This is a genomic window from Xylophilus sp. (assembly GCA_009914555.1).
In the GTDB taxonomy this organism is placed as follows: Bacteria; Pseudomonadota; Gammaproteobacteria; order Burkholderiales; family Burkholderiaceae_C; genus WNDY01.
The window spans coordinates 25,569-41,744 of sequence record WNDY01000007.1; the positions used below are offsets into that span (position 1 = coordinate 25,569).

Sequence of the window (16,176 nt, forward strand, 5' to 3'; positions counted from 1 at the left end):
CTACGCAGCAGTGGCCGGCGGCTGCACCGCCAGCCGCCGGGCGCGCACGGCGAAGCGATCGTCGAAGGTGGCAAGTTCGTCGCAGTCTGCCGACAGCGCCAGATGCCGTGCATCGGCGATGTCGAAACCGGTCGCCGCCTGGCGCAGCGCGGCCTGCCAGGCAGCCGCATGCTGCCACGCCATGCCGGGCAGGCCGTGCAGGTGCCGGAAGGCGCGCAGGACGTCTTGCCCGGCAACGCCGGCGGAGCGCAGCACCCAGGCCAGTTCCAGCCCGACGGTGACCGGCACGAAGTACCGCGCGCCCGATTCGAGCAGGCGCGCGGCGCGCTCGGCCTGCGCCTCGTCGTCGGCGGGCAGGTAGCGCGCGAGGACGTTGGTGTCCAGCGCGATCCTGCGGGCCTCGTCAGCCATGGGTCTGCCGGTCACCCTCGCCGACGGCGCGCAGCAGCGCGGCATCGTCGCCGTCCTGGTCGCGCACCAGACCCCTGAGGACGACGCGCACCGTCGTCGGCTCCGCACGCGCTATCGGCATCAGCACGAGCTCACCGGCAGGCGTGAGCCGGGCTTCCACCCGTCCTGCGCGGCCAGTCCCGCCTGGCGCACGAGCGTGGCGGGCAGGCGCACGGCGAGGCTGTTGCCCCAGCGGGCGATGTGCAGCGGCATGACGTTCTCCAATGCGATGGGAAGGCGGATGGCGCCAATGTATCTACCGCCCGACTCCCTTGAGCCGGGCGAAGGCGTCGGCCATGGCGTTGTTGCCGACCGATGCATCCTGCCGGCGGCCGTAGCCCTGCGCCGGCGCGCCCCGCCCTGCCCCGCCGCCGTTCCCGCGCCCTCCCGCGGGCTCGAAGCGGTTGTCGCGCGGGCCGTCGCGGCGCGCCGGGGCGGCGTCGAGCTTCATCGTGAGACTGATGCGCTTGCGGCCCACGTCCACTTCGAGCACCTTGACCTTGACGATGTCGCCGGTCTTGACGACCTCGCGCGCGTCGTTGACGAATCGGTGGCTCAGCTGGCTCACATGGATCAGGCCGTCCTGGTGCACACCGAGGTCCACGAAGGCGCCGAACTGGGCCACATTGCTGACCGTGCCTTCCAGGACCATGCCTTCCTTCAGATCGGCGATGTCTTCCACGCCGTCATTGAAGCGGGCGACCTTGAAGTCCGGGCGCGGGTCGCGGCCCGGCTTCTCCAGTTCGCCGAGGATGTCCTTTACCGTGATGACGCCGAACCGCTTGTTGGCGAACAGCTCCGGCTTCAGCGTCTTGAGCATGTCGGCGCGGCCCATGAGCTCGGCGACCGGCCTGCCGGTCCTGGCGATGATCTGCTCGACCACCGGGTAGGTCTCAGGGTGCACGCCGGTCATGTCCAGCGGGTTGCTGCCGCCGCGGATGCGCAGAAAGCCCGCGCTCTGCTCGAAGGTCTTGGCGCCCAGGCCGCTCACCTTGAGCAGGTCCTGCCGGCTGGCAAAGGCGCCGTTCGCCTCGCGCCAGCGCACGACCGCCTTGGCCACGCTCGGCGACAGGCCCGAGACGCGCGAGAGCAGCGGCGCGCTGGCGGTGTTGAGGTCCACGCCGACCGCGTTCACGCAGTCCTCGACCACGGCGTCGAGCGTGCGGGCCAGCTCGCCCTGGTTCACGTCGTGCTGGTACTGGCCCACGCCGATGCTCTTGGGGTCGATCTTGACCAGTTCGGCCAGCGGGTCCTGCAGGCGGCGCGCGATGGAGGCGGCGCCGCGCAGGCTCACGTCCACGTCGGGCATCTCCTGCGATGCGTATTCGCTCGCGGAATAGACCGAGGCGCCGGCCTCGCTCACGACCACCTTCTCGATCGTGCGCTCGGCTTTCGCAGCGAGCTTGATCAGGTCGGCGGCCAGCCTGTCGGTCTCGCGGCTGGCGGTGCCGTTGCCGATGGCGATCAGGTTCACGCCATGCTTCTCGACCAACCTGGCCAGGGTATGCAGCGAACCTTCCCAGTCGCGGCGGGGCTCGTGGGGATACACCGTGGAGGTATCCACGAGCTTGCCGGTCGCGTCGACCACCGCCACCTTCACGCCGGTGCGGATGCCCGGGTCCAGGCCCATCACCACGCGCGGGCCGGCCGGGGCGGCCAGCAGCAGGTCGCGCAGGTTGTCGGCGAAGACCTTGATCGCGACCTTCTCCGCCTCCTCGCGCAGGCGCGAGAACAGGTCGCGCTCGGTCGAGAGGCTGAGCTTGACGCGCCAGGTCCAGGCCACGCACCTGCGCAGCAGGTCGTCGGCCGGGCGGCCGGCATGGCTCCAGCCGAGGTGCAGGGCGATGCGGCCCTCGGCGATGCTGACGGGCTTGCCGGCCCCGGGAGAGGAATCCAAACTCGCCTGCGGCTCGGTGGGCAGCACCAGCTTGGCTTCGAGGATCTCCAGCGCCCTGCCGCGGAACACGGCCAGCGCGCGGTGCGACGGCACGCGGCCGATCGGCTCGTCGTAGTCGAAGTAGTCGCGGAACTTGGCGACCTCGGGGTCGGCTTCGCTTTTCGATTCGACCTTCCTGCTCTGCAGCAGGCCCTCGGCCCAAAGCCATTCGCGCAAGGACTGCACCAGCACGGCGTCCTCGGCCCAGCGTTCCGAGAGGATGTCCCGCACGCCGTCGAGCACGGCCGGCACGGTGGAGAAGTCGGCGCCGGGCTTGCCGTCGTCCAGCACCTCGGGCGGCCGGGTGAAGGCCGCGGCCTCCACGGCCGGGTCCAGCGCCGGATCGGCGAACAGCCGGTCAGCCAGCGGCTCGATGCCGAATTCGCGCGCGATCTGGCCCTTGGTGCGGCGCTTCTGCTTGAACGGCAGATAGATGTCTTCCAGTTCCTGCTTGGTCGGCGCGTTGGCGATGGCCAGGCGCAGCGCGTCGGTCAGCTTGCCCTGCTCGTCGATGGCCTTGAGCACCGCGGCGCGGCGGCCCTCCAGCTCGCGCAGGTAGGACAGGCGCGCTTCCAGTTCGCGCAGCTGCACGTCGTCGAGGCCGCCCGTGGCCTCCTTGCGGTAGCGCGCCACGAAGGGCACGGTGGCGCCGCCGTCGAGCAGGTCGACGGCCGCCTGGACCTGTGGTTCGGTGATGCGGATTTCGGCGGCGATCTGCCGGATGATCTTCTGCATGGAGGCGAGCGGCGCGGACACGGAAAAACGAAGCGGGCAAGTGTGCCATAGCGCTACGGCCGCATCCGGATGAATTGGGGTAGCATGGCCGGACCATGGAAAACGTCGAAAACCTGTTGATCGAGCACCTGAAACGCTTTCAGGCGGGGCAGGACCGGATCGAGCGCAAGCTCGATGAAGTCGTGCAGTGCATCGGGCATCTGGAGGTATCGGTGGCCGGACTGGGCAGGGACTTCGCCCACGGTGAAGAGTCCGACGCGTCGATCAGCGTGCGCATCGACCGCGTGGCCGAGCGCGTCGACAGGATCGAGCGCCGGCTGGAGTTGCAGGATTGACCGGCTGACGTTTCGCAAAGCCGCCTTCGGGCGGCTTTGTCGTTAGAACCATGGCCATCGAACACGGCAGCGAACAACTCGTCAAGGCGGTGGTCATCCTCGCCGCCGGCGTGCTGGCCGTGCCGCTCTTCAAGCGCGCCGGGCTCGGCTCGGTGCTGGGCTACCTGGCCGCGGGCCTGGCCATCGGGCCGTTCGGCCTGGGCTTCTTCAGCGATGCCGAGGCCATCCTGCACGTGGCCGAACTCGGCGTGGTGATGTTCCTCTTCGTCATCGGGCTGGAGATGCAGCCCAGCAAGCTCTGGAACCTGCGGCGCGAGATCTTCGGCCTGGGCCTGGCCCAGGTCGCCGCGGCCGGCGCGGTGCTGACCGGCGCCGGCGTCCTGGCCGGCCTGGCGCCTGCGGTGTCCTTCGTCGCGGCCATGGGCTTCGTGCTCTCGTCCACCGCCATCGTGGCCCAGCTGCTCGACGAGCGCGGCGACACCTCCACCCCACGCGGCCAGCGCATCGTCTCCATCCTGCTGCTGGCAGACCTGGCCATCGTGCCGTTGCTGGCCGCCGTGGCGCTGCTGGTGCCGGCCGCCTCCGGCGACCATGGCCATTCGCGCTGGGTGACCATCGGCGCCGCCTTCGCCGCGCTGGTCGGCCTGGTCGCCGTGAGCCGCTGGCTGCTGAACCCGCTGTTCCGCCTGCTGGCGCGCTTCGGCGGGCGCGAGGTGATGACGGGCGCCGCGCTGCTGGTCGTGCTGGGCGCGGCGCTTACCATGCAGTGGGGCGGTCTCTCCATGGCCATGGGCGCGTTCGCCGCCGGCGTGATGCTGTCCGAATCGGCCTTCCGCCACCAGCTGGAGGCCGATGTGGAGCCCTTCCGCGGCCTGCTGCTGGGCCTGTTCTTCATGGGCGTGGGCATGTCGCTCGACGCGGCGCGGGTGGCCGGGCACTGGCGGGAGATCCTGGCCGGCTTGGCCGCGGCCATGGCGCTCAAGATGGCGGCCGTCTACGGCGTGGCCCGGCTGTCGAAGGCCGGGCATGCCGAGGCGCTGGAGCGTGCCGCGCTGATGGCCCAGGGCGGGGAATTCGCCTTCGTGCTCTACGCCGCCGGCGCCGCGGGCGGCCTGCTGTCGGGCCGGGTGCATGCCACGCTGACGGCCACCGTCATCCTGTCGATGGCCTTCACGCCGGTCCTGGCCGCGGCGCTGCACAGGCTGCAGCCGCCGGGCAGGGCCGCGCCCGACCTGAGCGGCATCGAGCGGGTGCAGGACACCCCGGCCTCGGCCGACGGCGGCGTGCTGATGATCGGCTTCGGCCGCTTCGGCCAGATCGCCAGCCAGGCGCTGCTGGCGCGCGGCATCGACATCACCCTGATCGAGAACGACACCGACATGATCCGCTCGGCCGCGCGCTTCGGCTTCAAGGTCTACTACGGCGACGGCCGCCGGCTCGACGTGCTGCACGCCAGCGGCGCCGCCCATGCGCGCGCCATCCTCGTGTGCACCGACCGCAAGGAGACGACCAGCCACATCGTCGAGCTGCTGCGCCACAGCTTTCCGCTGGTGCCGGTGATGGCCCGGGCCTACGACCGCCAGCATGCGGTGTCGCTGATGAAGCAGGGCGTGCAATTCCAGCTGCGCGAGACGCTGGAATCGGCGCTCGGCTTCGGCGCCCAGGCGCTGCGCCAGCTCGGCGAGCGCGAATCGGTCGTGGCCGAGATCGCCGAGGACATCCGCCGGCGCGACGCCGAGCGGCTGCAGCTGCAGCTGGCCGGCGACACCCGCGCCGCGACCATGGACCTGACCCGCGGCAACCACTGGTCGGCCACGCCGCTGACCCGGCCGCAGCATGCCGGCCAGGCGCTCAACCCCGAGGCCGCCACCGCGATGGTGGACCGGGATCGCCAGGCCGCCGGATGACCAGACCGCCCGAGCGCCGCGGCCGCTTCGCCCGCGCACTGCACTTCACCGCCACGCTGCCGCTGGCACTGCTGCTGCTGTTCGAGGAATGGGGCTGGGGCCCGCTGTCGCGCGCGGCGGCCTGGCTCGGCCGGCTGCCGGCCTGGGCCTGGCTCGAACGCCGGATCGCCGCGCTGCCGTCTTGGGCCGCGGTGGCCGTGTTCGGGGTGCCGGTGCTGGCGCTGGTGCCGGTCAAGCTGCTGGCGCTGTGGCTCTTCGGCACCGGCCATGCGGCCTCGGGGCTGGCGCTGCTGGTGGCCGCCAAGGTGGTCGGCACCGCGATCGTCGCGCGGCTCTTCACGCTGACGCAGCCGGCCCTGATGCGCTATGGCTGGTTCGCCCGCGGCTACTGGCGCTGGAAGGGGTGGAAGGATACGCTGCTGCTGCGGTTCCGCAGCTCGGCACCGTGGCAGGCCTGGCGCCGGCTGCGCGCAGGATGGCGCCGCCGGCTGCGACGGCTCTGGCGCCGATTCGGTCCGTGGATGGGCCGGAAACACAGTTGAGCAATTTACCCGGTCGAAATAATAGGCCCGGATAAAATATATTGCATGACGACGCTCCCTCCCCCCGACCCCGGCACCTATTCACTGTTCGACGGGTTCATTCGCGTGGCGCGCGGCACACGCGCCGAGCTGCTGGCCTTTACCCAGGGGTCTGTGCCGCAAGCGCCCGTCCTGCGAACGTTTGACGACTATACTGGCTGCCGTATCGATCTCGACGCACGGCCGCCGCGCCCTGCGGCCGAAAGCGCGTCGCCGCGCGGGCCGGGCCGGCCCCGCCTCGGCGTGGTGGCGCGCGAGGTCACGCTGCTGCCGCGCCACTGGGAATGGCTGGCCCTGCAGCCCGGCGGCGCCTCGGTGGCGCTGCGCCGGCTGGTCGAGGAGGCGCGGCGCACCCATGCGCCGCGCGATGCGGCCCGCGCCGCGCGCGAGGCGGCCTACCGCTTCATGTCGGCCGTGGCCGGCGACCTGCCGGGCTTCGAGGAAGCCTCGCGCGCCCTCTTCGCCGGCGATGCCGGCCGCTTCGCCGCGCAGGTGGCCGGCTGGCCCGAAGACGTGCGCGGCTACGCGCAGCAATTGGCCGCCGGTGCCTGGGAGCCGGCGGCGTGAGCGCCGCCCGGCCGCCCGAAGGCGGTCACACCGCAGCCGAAGGCGGAGGTGTTCCGAGGCGCGCTCTCACGCCGTCCGCGGCCCTGGACGACGACGGCCGCCCGCTGTGGCGCGCCTTCCTCGCCTTCCTGGTACCGATGCTTGGGGCCAACCTGCTGCAATCGCTGTCGGGTACGGTCAACAACATCTACCTGGGCCAGATGCTCGGCGTACATGCGCTGGCCGCGGTGTCCAGCTTCTTCCCGGTGATGTTCTTCTTCATCGCCTTCACCATCGGCCTGGGAGCCGGCGCGTCGGTGCTGATCGGCCAGGCCTGGGGCGCGGGCGAGGTGGAGCGGGCGCGCGCCGTCGTGGGCACGACGCTCACGGTCGGCGTGCTCGGCGGGCTGGCGGTGGCGCTGTTCGGCGGCCTGTTCACCCGGCCGCTGCTGGCGGCGCTCGGCACGCCGGCGGACATCCTGCCGGATGCCACCGCCTATGCGCGGATCATCCTGGTCGCGATGCCGGGCGTGTTCGTGTTCCTGCTGTCCACGGCCATGCTGCGTGGCGTGGGCGACACGGTCTCGCCGCTGCTCACGCTGCTGATCTCGACCGTGCTCGGCCTGCTGCTCACGCCGGCGCTCATCCGCGGCTGGGGCGGGCTGCCGCAGCCGGGCGTGAGCAGCGCGGCCTGGGCCACGGTCGTGTCGTTCGTCGTCGCCACGGCCTGGCTCGCCTGGTTTCTGCGTCGCCGCCGCAGTCCGCTGGCGCCGAACGCGGCGCTGGCGCGGCACCTGCGCATCGACGCCGCCCTGCTGGCCAAGGTGCTGCGCGTGGGCCTGCCCACAGGCATCCAGATGATCGTGGTGGCGCTCGCCGAACTGGCGGTGCTGGCCCTGGTCAACCGCCACGGCTCGCAGGCCACGGCGGCCTATGGCGCGGTCAACCAGGTCTGGGGCTATGTGCAGTTCCCGGCCATCTCGATCTCGATTGCCGCCTCCATCCTCGGCGCCCAGGCCATCGGGGCCGGCCGGCTCGACCGGCTGGGCGCGATCGTGCGCGCCGGCCTGGGCATCAACCTGGCGCTGACCGGCTCGCTCGTGGTGCTGGGCTACCTGTTCTCGCGCCCGCTCATGGGCCTTTTCATCACCAGCGCGCCGGTGGTCGACATGGCCCAGGGGCTGCTGCACGTGGGCCTGTGGTGCTGCGTGGTGTTCGGCATGGCCGGCATCTTCTCGGGGATCATGCGCGCCAGCGGCACGGTGCTGGTGCCGACGGCCGTCTCGGTCGGCTGCATCGCGCTGGTGGAGCTGCCGGTGGCCTGGCTGCTGGATCGCCACTGGGGCCTGGCGGGCATCTGGGCGTCGTACCCGGCCGCGTTCTGCGCCATGCTGGCGCTGCAGTCCGCCTACTACCGCTTTGTCTGGCGCCGCCGGCCGATCCGGCGGCTGGTGTGACGGCGGCCGGTCGGGCGGACGACGCCGGAAGGCCCCTTTTCTGCACCGCGTAAGATGCGCAGCTTTCTCCTACCTGACAACCGCCGTCGTGCCACCGACCCCGACCTTCGATCTGGAACTGCTGCGAACGTTCGTGGCCGTCGTCTCCACCGGAACGTTCGCCGCTGCCGGTGCGCAGCAGGGCCGTTCCCAGTCGGCGGTCACGCAGCAGATGCAGCGGCTGGAGCAGCTGCTCGGCCAGGCCCTTTTCCAGAAGGAAGGCCGCAACAAGCACCTGACCGAGCAGGGCCGCCACCTGCTGCGCTACGCCCGCGAGATCCTGCTGCTCAACGACGATGCCATGGCCTCGCTGCGCAGCGAGAGCGACGGCGGCTCGCTGCGCGTCGGCGCGCCGCACGACATCTCTGACACGCTGCTGCCGCCGCTGCTGTCCTACCTGGGCCGGTTCCTGCCGCGGCTGCGGCTGGAGCTGATCGTCGCCCGCAGTCCGCAGCTCATGGCCTCGCTGCACCGCGGCGAGCTCGACCTGGCGGTGTCCAACCGCGAGGACGCCACGCTCGAAGGCGTTGTGATGCGCACGTCGCGCACCGTATGGCTGTGCTCCGCCCAGTACGTGCACCAGCCCGACCAGCCGCTGCCGCTGGTGCTGGGCGACGAGCCGAGCATCTTCCGCCGCTATGCGCTGGAGGCGCTCGACCGCCACCACATCCCCTGGCGCACCGCCTTCGTCTCCAACAGCCCGGTGGGCGTGCGCGCGGCCGTGCGCGCGGGCCTGGGCATCACGCCGCGCAGCCTGGAGCTGCTGGGGCCGGAGCTGCGCGTGCTCGACGAGCACGACCGCCTGCCCACCCTGCCATCGATCACCTACTGCCTCTGGATGCGGCCGCACAGCGTCAACCCGCTGGTGCGCCAGGCGTTCGGCTTGCTCAAGACCGGGCTCGGCCTCCACGAGGTCGCGCCGGTGGGGCGCAACATCGGATAGGACGGACGGCCCATGCGCGGCGTCCTTGGCTCAAGGCCGCGCCGGTTTCATGGGCTGCGGGTGGCGCGTCAGCGCCACGGGCGACCGGCATATAAGCACATCGCGATATTTTCTTTGTCAAGGCCGGCACGGCTTCCTAGGATGCCCGGTTTGCCGGCCAGGTCGTCCACGACGCAAGGCTTCGAAACCGCCTCCCCCAGCCCCCAGTCCTCGATGCCACCCCACCTCTTCCTTCGCCGCCTGCTCGCCCGGACGCTCCTTGCGCTGCTGCCGCTCGCGGCCGGCGTTGCTCCTTGCGCAGCCGAGCCGGCCGATGCCGCGGCCTATCCGCACAAGCCGATCCGGCTGATCGTGCCGTTCCCGCCGGGCGGCCTGGCCGACCTGATCGCGCGGCCGCTGGCCGAGCGGCTCGCCCAGGCGCTGGGCCAGTCGGTCCTGGTCGAGAACCAGGGCGGCGCTTCGGGCACGCTGGGCACGGCCAATGCCGCCGCCGCCGTGCCCGACGGCTACACGCTGCTGTTCACCACGGCCAACGAGGTCGCCGTGAGCCCGCTGCTCTACAAGAATCTCAGCTACCACCCGCTGCGCTCCTTCACTCCGGTGGGCGGCGTGGTGGAGTTCGCGATGGTGCTGGTGACCGGCCCGCAGCAGACTGGCGGCCTGCCCGAGCTCACCGCCCGCATCCGGCGCGACCCGTCGCAGGTCGGCTTCGCCGTCGCGGGCATCGGCACCACCAACCATCTGGTCGCCGAGCTGTACCGCCAGAACGAGGGCCTGCCGCCGCTGGTCTATGTGCCCTACAAGGGCGGCGGCCCGGCCCAGGTCGACGTGGCCGGCGGCCACGTGCCGGCCATGGTCGCCACGCTGCCTTCCGCGCTGCCGCTGATCGCCGGCGGCAAGCTGCGGCCGCTGGCGGTCAGCACGCCCCGGCGCTCGCCGGTGCTGCCCGACGTGCCCACCTTCGCCGAGGCCGGCGGCAAGCCGCTGGTCGCCGTCACCTGGGCCGGCGTGCTCGGTCCGGCGGGCCTGCCGCCGGCCGTCGGGGGCCGCCTGAGCGCCGAGATCCGCCGCATCGTCGCCTCGCCCGACTTCCGCGAGCGGCTGGCCAAGGTCGGCGCCGAGCCGCGTTTCACCACGCCGCAGGAGCTGGCCGCCAGCATCCGCAGCGACAACGAGCGCTGGGCGGCCATCATCCAGCGCGCCGGCATCACGCCCGAATGACGACGCCGGCCACCGCTCCCCTGGCGCGCCGACTGGGCGCCTATGCGGCCGAAGCTGCCGCCCTGCCGCTGCCGGCCCCGGTGCTCGACGCCGCCCGGCAGTGCCTGGTCGACTGGCTCGCCGTGGTGGTCGGCGCGCGCGACAGCGACGATGCGCGCGTGCTGGCCGCCACGGCCGCGCAGTGGCGCAGCCAGGGTCCGTCGCCGCTCTTCACCGGCGGCACTGCGGCGGCCGGCGTGGCCGCCTGGGTCAATGCCGGGCTGTCGCACGTGCTCGACTTCGACGACACCCACATCCCCTCGATCCTGCACGGCAGCGGTCCGCTCTGGGCCGCCCTGCTGGCCGTGGGCGCGGAGCACGGCGTGGCCGAGCGCCGGCTGCTGGCCGCCTTCTCGGCCGGGCTCCAGGCCGGCGCCCGCGTCGGCGCATCGGACGCCGGCGGCATCAATTTGGGTGTGCGGCTGACCCAGTCCGGCTGGCATGCCACGCCCATCCTCGGCCGCCTGGCCGTGGCCGCGGCCGTCCCCGGCGCGCTCGGCCTCGACGGCGGGCAGGCTGCCCATACGATCGCGATCGCGGCCACGCATGCCAGCGGCTTCGGCGCCTCGTCCGGCACGCTGGCCAAGCCGCTGCACATCGCCCACGCGGCCTTCGACGGCATCGCGTCGGCGCAAGCGGCATCGCACGGCGGCCAGGGTGCGCCGGGCATCCTCGATGGCGAGGGCGGCCTGTTCCAGATACTGCTCCAGGACCGCGGCCTGGTCGTCGCCCCGCGCGACCCGGCCGAAGGCCCGCACGAGCTGCTGCGCAACAGCTGCAAGCCCTACGCGGCCTGCCAGCTGATCCACGCGAGCCTGGATGCGGCCCGGCAGGCCGCAGCCGCAGGCATCGCGCCCGGCGCGGTGCGCGCGGCCCGGGCCTTCGTGCATCCGCTGGCGGCCAGGATCGCCGCGGTGGCGAAGCCGCGCACCACGGCCGAGGGCCGCTTCAGCCTGGCCCACAGCATCGCGCTCGGGCTGCACAGCTACGCGGCCGGTGCCGACGACTTCGAGCCGCCGCGCCTGGCCGATCCACGGCTGGCGGCGCTGGCTTCGCGTGTCAGCGTCGTGGCCGACGCCGGTGCCGAGCGCACCTCGGCCCGCCTGGAACTGGTGCTGGACGACGGCCGCGTGCACGTCGAGCACGTGGCCGCCGCCTTTGGCAGCCCCGAGCGGCCGATGGACTGGCCGGCGCTGCAGGCCAAGTTCACCGCCCTGGCCGCGCCGCGCCTGGGCGACGCAGCCGCCGGCGAAGTCTTCGCGCTGGCGCGCCGCTTCGGCGAGCAGCCCGGAGACCTCGCGCGCCTGCATGCGCTGGCCGTGATACGTTGATCTCCCGATGAGCCACGCCCCCTCTTCCGTGAACTCCCGCTTCGTCGACATCGACACGCCCGACGGCCGCTACACCGCCTGGCATGCCCAGCCGGCGCGACCGCAGGGCGTGGGCATCCTGATGATCCCGGAGACCTACAACCTCAACCGCTGGGTGCGCGGCGTGGCCGACCGCTATGCGGCCGATGGCTTCGACGTGCTGGTGCCGGACCTGTACTGGCGCCAGGAGCCCGGCCTGGGCCTCGACTACAACCCGCAGGACCAGGAGCGCGGCCGCGCGCTCAACCGCAAGCTCGACCGCGCACTCACCGTGCGCGACAACGCTGCTGCCGTGGCCTGGCTGCGCCGGCGGCTGCCGGCCGGCGCGCCGGTGGCCAGCATTGGCTTCTGCCTGGGCGGCGAGCTGGCCTGGCTCGCGGCCGGCGCCGGGCTGGTGGAGGGCGCGGCGCTCTACTACCCCACGCGCATGAGGGAGCACCTGGCCCTGGGATCCACGGTGCGGGTGCCGGTGGTGATCCACTTCGGCGAACTGGATGCGCTGCACACGCCGCCCGATGTGATCGCGGCGGTGACGCAGGCCACGCAGGCCAACCCGCTGGTCGAGCGCCACACCTACCTGGGCGCGGGCCACGGCTTCAGCCGCTATGGCGAAGCCACCGAGCATCCGGAATCGGCCGTGCTGGCCGAACGGCGTACCCGCGCGCTGCTGGCGCGCATTGCACAGGGTTGACATACCCCCGGAGGGTAAACGGCCCAGGCACGCATGGAATGCGGGCCTGGGCCATTCAATTGGGGGAGTATATGAGCGCAGCGAATCAATCCGCCCAGAACACCAGCGCCCGCAGCTCGATGCTGCGCCGCGGAGCCGCATCCGCCGGGCTGGTCGGATCATCGAAGGCCGTGTGGGCGGTGAGCCGGGCCACGTCCTCGCGCGCGTCATAGATCTTCAGCAGCAGCGCCTCGGCCGGCGTGAGTCGGGGGAAGTAGTACCAGCGGTGCGCCGGGCTGTAGAGGAAGGAATAGGTTTCGCCGACCTTGTCCGGATAGACCAGGCTGCTGGGCACCAGGTCCTGCGGCGCGATGGAACGGGCGTCGCACAGCGCCAGCGGCCACTGCTCCACGGTGGCCAGCGGCCGCCAGAGGTTGACGATGGCGAAGCGCCGCTTCAGGCGCCGCTCGGCCTCGTCGGCCGGCAGATGGTCGCGCACGCGGCGCGGGCCCGAGGTGAAAGTCTGGTCGTCGTGCACCCGGCCGACCGGCTCGCGCAGGCCGCCCTGGCTGCGGTCACGCGAGCCGAGCGCGCTGTCGCGCAGCGTGTGGTCGAAGATGACGATCTTCTCCGCGCCGGTGGCCTCACGCAGGATGGCTTCCGACTCCGGATAGTAGACCGCGCGGATGGCCGCCTCGTCGGAGAAGTCCGCGAGTGCCGACGGCCGCACGATCCGCTCGAAGCCGCTCCTGTCGAGCGACAGTTCGCCCAGCGCCGCCAGCGGCCGCGCGTCGCGGATGCGCACCCGGTGCGGCTCGACCTCACCGGTGGTCCACGGCACGCCGGGCGGCGGCTCGAAGGTGTAGCTCACCGGCCGCGGACTGCCCGCGCGCAGGTAGTTGAGTTCGGCCTCGACCTCGCCGGCCGGCACGGCAGGGGCGATCGGGTCCTGGATGGTGGTGCTCATCAGAAGCTCTCCTTATAGGGCCGCAGGTCGAGCTCCTGCGTCCAGGCGCTGCGGTGCTGCGCATGCAGCTGCCAGTAGCTCTCGGCGATCGCGTCGGGATGCAGCAGGCCGTCGGGCCCGGCAGCCTCCACGCGCTGGGGCGCGCCGGTGCGCAGCCGCTTGCCGTCGATCCCGCCGTCGACGATCACATGGGCCACGTGGATGCCCTGCGGGCCGAACTCGCGCGCCAGGCTCTGCGACAGCGAGCGCAGCGCGGCCTTGGCCGCCGCGAAGGCGCCGAACGGCGGCCTGCCGCGCAGCGAGGCCGTGGCGCCGGTGAACAGCAGGCTGCCGCGGCCGGTGGACGCATCGGACGGCGCGCCGTTGGCCAGCAGCAGCCGCAGCGCGGCCTGGGCGAAGACGAAGCCGCCGAGCGCGCTGGTGCGCCAGGCGTCCTCGAACTGGGCGGCCGTCAGCTCCAGCGAAGGCGCGCGCACGGCATTGCCGGCGTTGAACACCGCGGCCGCCAGCGGCCCCAGCGCCCGGACCTGCTCCGCCGCACGGGCCACGGCCGCCTCGTCGCTGGCATCGGCCACCAAGGCATGGGCCTGACCGCCGGCCGCGCGGATCTCGCGGGCCGCGGATTCGAGCCTGTCGGCGCTGCGGCCGGTCAGCGCGACGGTGTGGCCGGCCCGGGCGAAGCGGCGGCCCAGCGCCGCGCCGAGCCCGGCGCTGGCGCCCACGCCGGCAATCCAGGCCACGGAGTGGGAAGAGGCGGAAGAAGTCATGCGCCGCACATTACCGCCGGGCGATCCGCGGCGGAATGACGGTTTGGCGATAACCATATGCGGCTTCCGGTCGCCGGCGCCGCACCTGCGCCGCCGCCGGAAAGCTGCTCAGCGCGCGACGGGCGCCAGCCCGAAATGCTCGCGCAGCGTCGTGCCTTCGTAATCGTGGCGGAACAGCCCGCGCCGACGCAGGATCGGCACGACCTCGCGGGTGAACAGCTCGAACTGGCTGCCGATGATAGGCGGCATCACGTTGAAGCCGTCGGCCGCGCCGGCGGTGAACCAGTCCTCGATCAGGTCGGCCACCTGCTCCGGCGTGCCGGTGGCCGTCAGGTGCCCGCGCGCGCCGGCCAGGCGCTGGAGCAGCTGGCGCAGCGTGAGCTTCTCGCCCACGGCCAGGTCCACGTAGCCGATCACGCGGCTCTTGGACGCTTCGACCTGGTTCGGATCGGGAAAATCGCCGCGCGTCAGCGGCCGGTCCAGCGGCACGCCGCGGAAGTCGTGGCCGCCGAAGCGGGCCGACAGACGCGCCAGCCCGGTCTCGATGCCGGTGAGCGCGTCCAGTTCCTCCCACACCTGCCGGGCCTCGCGCTCGGTGGAGCCGATGGCCGCGCTGATGCCGGGCAGCACGACGATGTCCCCGGGCCGCCGGCCCAGCGCCGTGGCGCGGGATTTCACGTCGCTGTAGAAGTCCCGGGCCGACGCCTGGGTCAGGTGCGCGGTGAAGATCGCCTCGGCCCACTGCGCGGCGAAGGCGCGGCCGTCGTCGGACTGGCCGGCCTGCACGTAGACCGGCCGGCCCTGCGGGCTGCCGGGCACGTTGAGCGGGCCGCGGGTGCGGAAGTGTTCGCCCTCGAAGTCGACGCGCCGCAGCAGCGCGGGGTTGAGGTAGTCGCCGCCCTCGCGGTCGTCGAGCACGGCTTCGGCCGGAAAGCTGCGCCACAGGGCATCGACCGCGCGCAGGAACTCGTCGGCGATGCGGTAGCGCTCGCCATGCTGTACTTCCTGCGTCCGCCCGTAATTGGCGGCCGCGCCGGGCGCCCACGAGGTGACGATGTTCCAGCCCGCCCTGCCCTGCGACAGATGATCGAGCGATGCGAACTGCCGCGCCAGCGTATACGGCAGGCTGTAGGTGGTCGAGGCGGTGGCGATCAGGCCGATGCGCTCGGTGCGGCCGGCCAGCGCGGCCAGCGTGGTGATCGGCTCCAGCGAGCCGGAGGTGAGCACCTGGCCGCCGTTGGGCGCGATCAGCGCGTCGGCCAGGAAGACAGCGTCGAACTTCGCGGCCTCGGCCGTGCGTGCCGCCTCGACGTACAGGTCCAGCTCGGTCGGCCGCCGCCGCGTCGCGCCCGGATGCCGCCAGGCGCCTTCGTGGTGGCCGCGCGGCATGAGGAAGAGGTTCAGGTGGAGGGAGCGTGCGGCTGCCATGGGAGCTTCCTTCTATACGGTGCCGGTGTCCACGCCCAGGCTGCGCAGCAGCGCCCCGCGCAGGGCGGTGGCGTCCGGGTGGTCGGTGCGCCGCGGATGCGGCAGGCCGACCGCGTGGTCCTCGGCGATGCGGCCGTCCTTGAGCACCAGGATGCGGTCGGCCAGTACCAGGGCCTCGTCCACGTCGTGGGTGACGAGGATGACGGTGGGGCGCCGGCGCTCCACCAGCCGGAACAGCAGCGCATGCATGCGCAGCCGGGTGAGCGCATCGAGCGCGCCGAAGGGCTCGTCGGCCAGCAGCACGTCGGGCGCGCGCAGCAGCGAGCGGGCGAGCGATGCCCGCTGCTTCTGCCCGCCCGACAGCGTGGCCGGCCACACGCCCGCCTTGTCGCCCAGGCCCACCGCGTCGAGCATGGCCAGCGCCGCTTCGCGTGCGTCCGGGCGCCGCAGGCCGAGCGTGAGGTTGTCGATCACGGTCAGCCATGGCAACAGCCGCGAATCCTGGAACAGCACCGACACGCTGCCCGGCACGGTAAAGCGCCCGGCCGCCGCGGCGTCGCCGTCGAGCCCGGCCAGCGCACGCAGCAGCGTGGTCTTGCCCGAGCCGGATTCGCCGAGCAGCGCGACGAACTGCCCGGCCGGGATCTCCAGCGAGACGCGGTCGAGCACCGTGCGGCCGCCGAAGCTGCGCGACAGCCGGTCCAGCACCACAGGGGCTGCGGGATGAAGGGGGACTGCGCTCACTGGACGACCTTCGGCCCGATGGCCTGCGGTGCGAGCCTCTG

At 72.5% G+C, this 16,176-nt stretch carries 16 protein-coding genes; 9 read left to right on the plus strand and 7 right to left on the minus strand.

Annotation, left to right across the window (positions count from 1 at the left end; all coding sequences use genetic code 11):
* The 3 genes from GAK38_RS05800 to GAK38_RS05810 all read right to left on the minus strand — a co-directional run bounded on the left by GAK38_RS05800 (position 1) and on the right by GAK38_RS05810 (position 3,121).
* Positions 1–411 carry a type II toxin-antitoxin system VapC family toxin gene (locus tag GAK38_RS05800; RefSeq protein ID WP_325342238.1) on the minus strand — a complete coding sequence of 137 codons (411 nt, stop codon included), beginning with the start codon at positions 409–411 and terminating at the stop codon, positions 1–3.
* A gap of 120 nt (positions 412–531) precedes the next feature.
* Positions 532–663, minus strand: coding sequence for an AbrB/MazE/SpoVT family DNA-binding domain-containing protein (locus tag GAK38_RS05805; RefSeq protein WP_325342240.1), 132 nt, complete (start codon positions 661–663; stop codon positions 532–534).
* Positions 664–706: 43 nt separating this feature from the next.
* Complete coding sequence (locus GAK38_RS05810) at positions 707–3,121, minus strand: Tex family protein (protein WP_325342379.1); 2,415 nt, start codon at positions 3,119–3,121, stop codon at positions 707–709.
* 95 nt (positions 3,122–3,216) lie between these two features.
* On the opposite strand from GAK38_RS05810, the gene GAK38_RS05815 reads away from it, so the two are divergent.
* The 9 genes from GAK38_RS05815 to GAK38_RS05855 all read left to right on the plus strand — a co-directional run bounded on the left by GAK38_RS05815 (position 3,217) and on the right by GAK38_RS05855 (position 12,250).
* A complete protein-coding gene (locus tag GAK38_RS05815; RefSeq protein ID WP_325342242.1) occupies positions 3,217–3,456 on the plus strand; it encodes a hypothetical protein in 240 nt (79 codons plus the stop codon).
* Between the two features lie 50 nt (positions 3,457–3,506).
* Positions 3,507–5,363 (plus strand): monovalent cation:proton antiporter-2 (CPA2) family protein, encoded by a 1,857-nt coding sequence (locus GAK38_RS05820; protein WP_325342244.1) that lies wholly within the window; start codon positions 3,507–3,509, stop codon positions 5,361–5,363.
* Positions 5,360–5,905: a hypothetical protein gene (locus GAK38_RS05825; protein WP_325342246.1), complete on the plus strand. Its 546-nt coding sequence runs from the start codon at positions 5,360–5,362 to the stop codon at positions 5,903–5,905. The genes GAK38_RS05820 and GAK38_RS05825 overlap by 4 nt, the downstream gene beginning before the upstream one ends.
* 45 nt (positions 5,906–5,950) lie before the next feature.
* Positions 5,951–6,511: a DUF2239 family protein gene (locus tag GAK38_RS05830; protein WP_325342247.1), complete on the plus strand. Its 561-nt coding sequence runs from the start codon at positions 5,951–5,953 to the stop codon at positions 6,509–6,511.
* A 137-nt stretch (positions 6,512–6,648) separates the two neighbouring features.
* On the plus strand, positions 6,649–7,947 hold the full coding sequence (locus GAK38_RS05835) for an MATE family efflux transporter (RefSeq protein ID WP_325342381.1): 1,299 nt from the start codon (positions 6,649–6,651) through the stop codon (positions 7,945–7,947).
* Positions 7,948–8,035: 88 nt separating this feature from the next.
* On the plus strand, positions 8,036–8,929 hold the full coding sequence (locus tag GAK38_RS05840; RefSeq protein WP_325342249.1) for a LysR substrate-binding domain-containing protein: 894 nt from the start codon (positions 8,036–8,038) through the stop codon (positions 8,927–8,929).
* Between the two features lie 213 nt (positions 8,930–9,142).
* Positions 9,143–10,150 carry a Bug family tripartite tricarboxylate transporter substrate binding protein gene (locus GAK38_RS05845; RefSeq protein WP_325342251.1) on the plus strand — a complete coding sequence of 336 codons (1,008 nt, stop codon included), beginning with the start codon at positions 9,143–9,145 and terminating at the stop codon, positions 10,148–10,150.
* Entirely contained in the window at positions 10,147–11,520 is a 1,374-nt protein-coding gene (locus tag GAK38_RS05850; protein ID WP_325342253.1) for an MmgE/PrpD family protein, read from the plus strand. The genes GAK38_RS05845 and GAK38_RS05850 overlap by 4 nt, the downstream gene beginning before the upstream one ends.
* A gap of 7 nt (positions 11,521–11,527) precedes the next feature.
* Entirely contained in the window at positions 11,528–12,250 is a 723-nt protein-coding gene (locus GAK38_RS05855) for a dienelactone hydrolase family protein (protein WP_325342255.1), read from the plus strand.
* An 85-nt stretch (positions 12,251–12,335) separates the two neighbouring features.
* Here the strand turns inward: GAK38_RS05855 and GAK38_RS05860 are convergent, their stop codons facing one another.
* The 4 genes from GAK38_RS05860 to GAK38_RS05875 form a co-directional block, all read right to left on the minus strand.
* Entirely contained in the window at positions 12,336–13,196 is an 861-nt protein-coding gene (locus GAK38_RS05860; protein WP_325342257.1) for a CmcJ/NvfI family oxidoreductase, read from the minus strand.
* Entirely contained in the window at positions 13,196–13,963 is a 768-nt protein-coding gene (locus GAK38_RS05865; protein WP_325342259.1) for an SDR family NAD(P)-dependent oxidoreductase, read from the minus strand. Before GAK38_RS05865 ends, GAK38_RS05860 begins: the two co-directional genes overlap by 1 nt.
* Positions 13,964–14,071: 108 nt before the next feature.
* Positions 14,072–15,391 (minus strand): LLM class flavin-dependent oxidoreductase, encoded by a 1,320-nt coding sequence (locus GAK38_RS05870; protein WP_325342261.1) that lies wholly within the window; start codon positions 15,389–15,391, stop codon positions 14,072–14,074.
* Between the two features lie 12 nt (positions 15,392–15,403).
* Positions 15,404–16,135, minus strand: a complete 732-nt coding sequence (locus GAK38_RS05875) for an ABC transporter ATP-binding protein (protein WP_325342263.1) — start codon at positions 16,133–16,135, stop codon at positions 15,404–15,406.
* Positions 16,136–16,176: the final 41 nt, after the last annotated feature.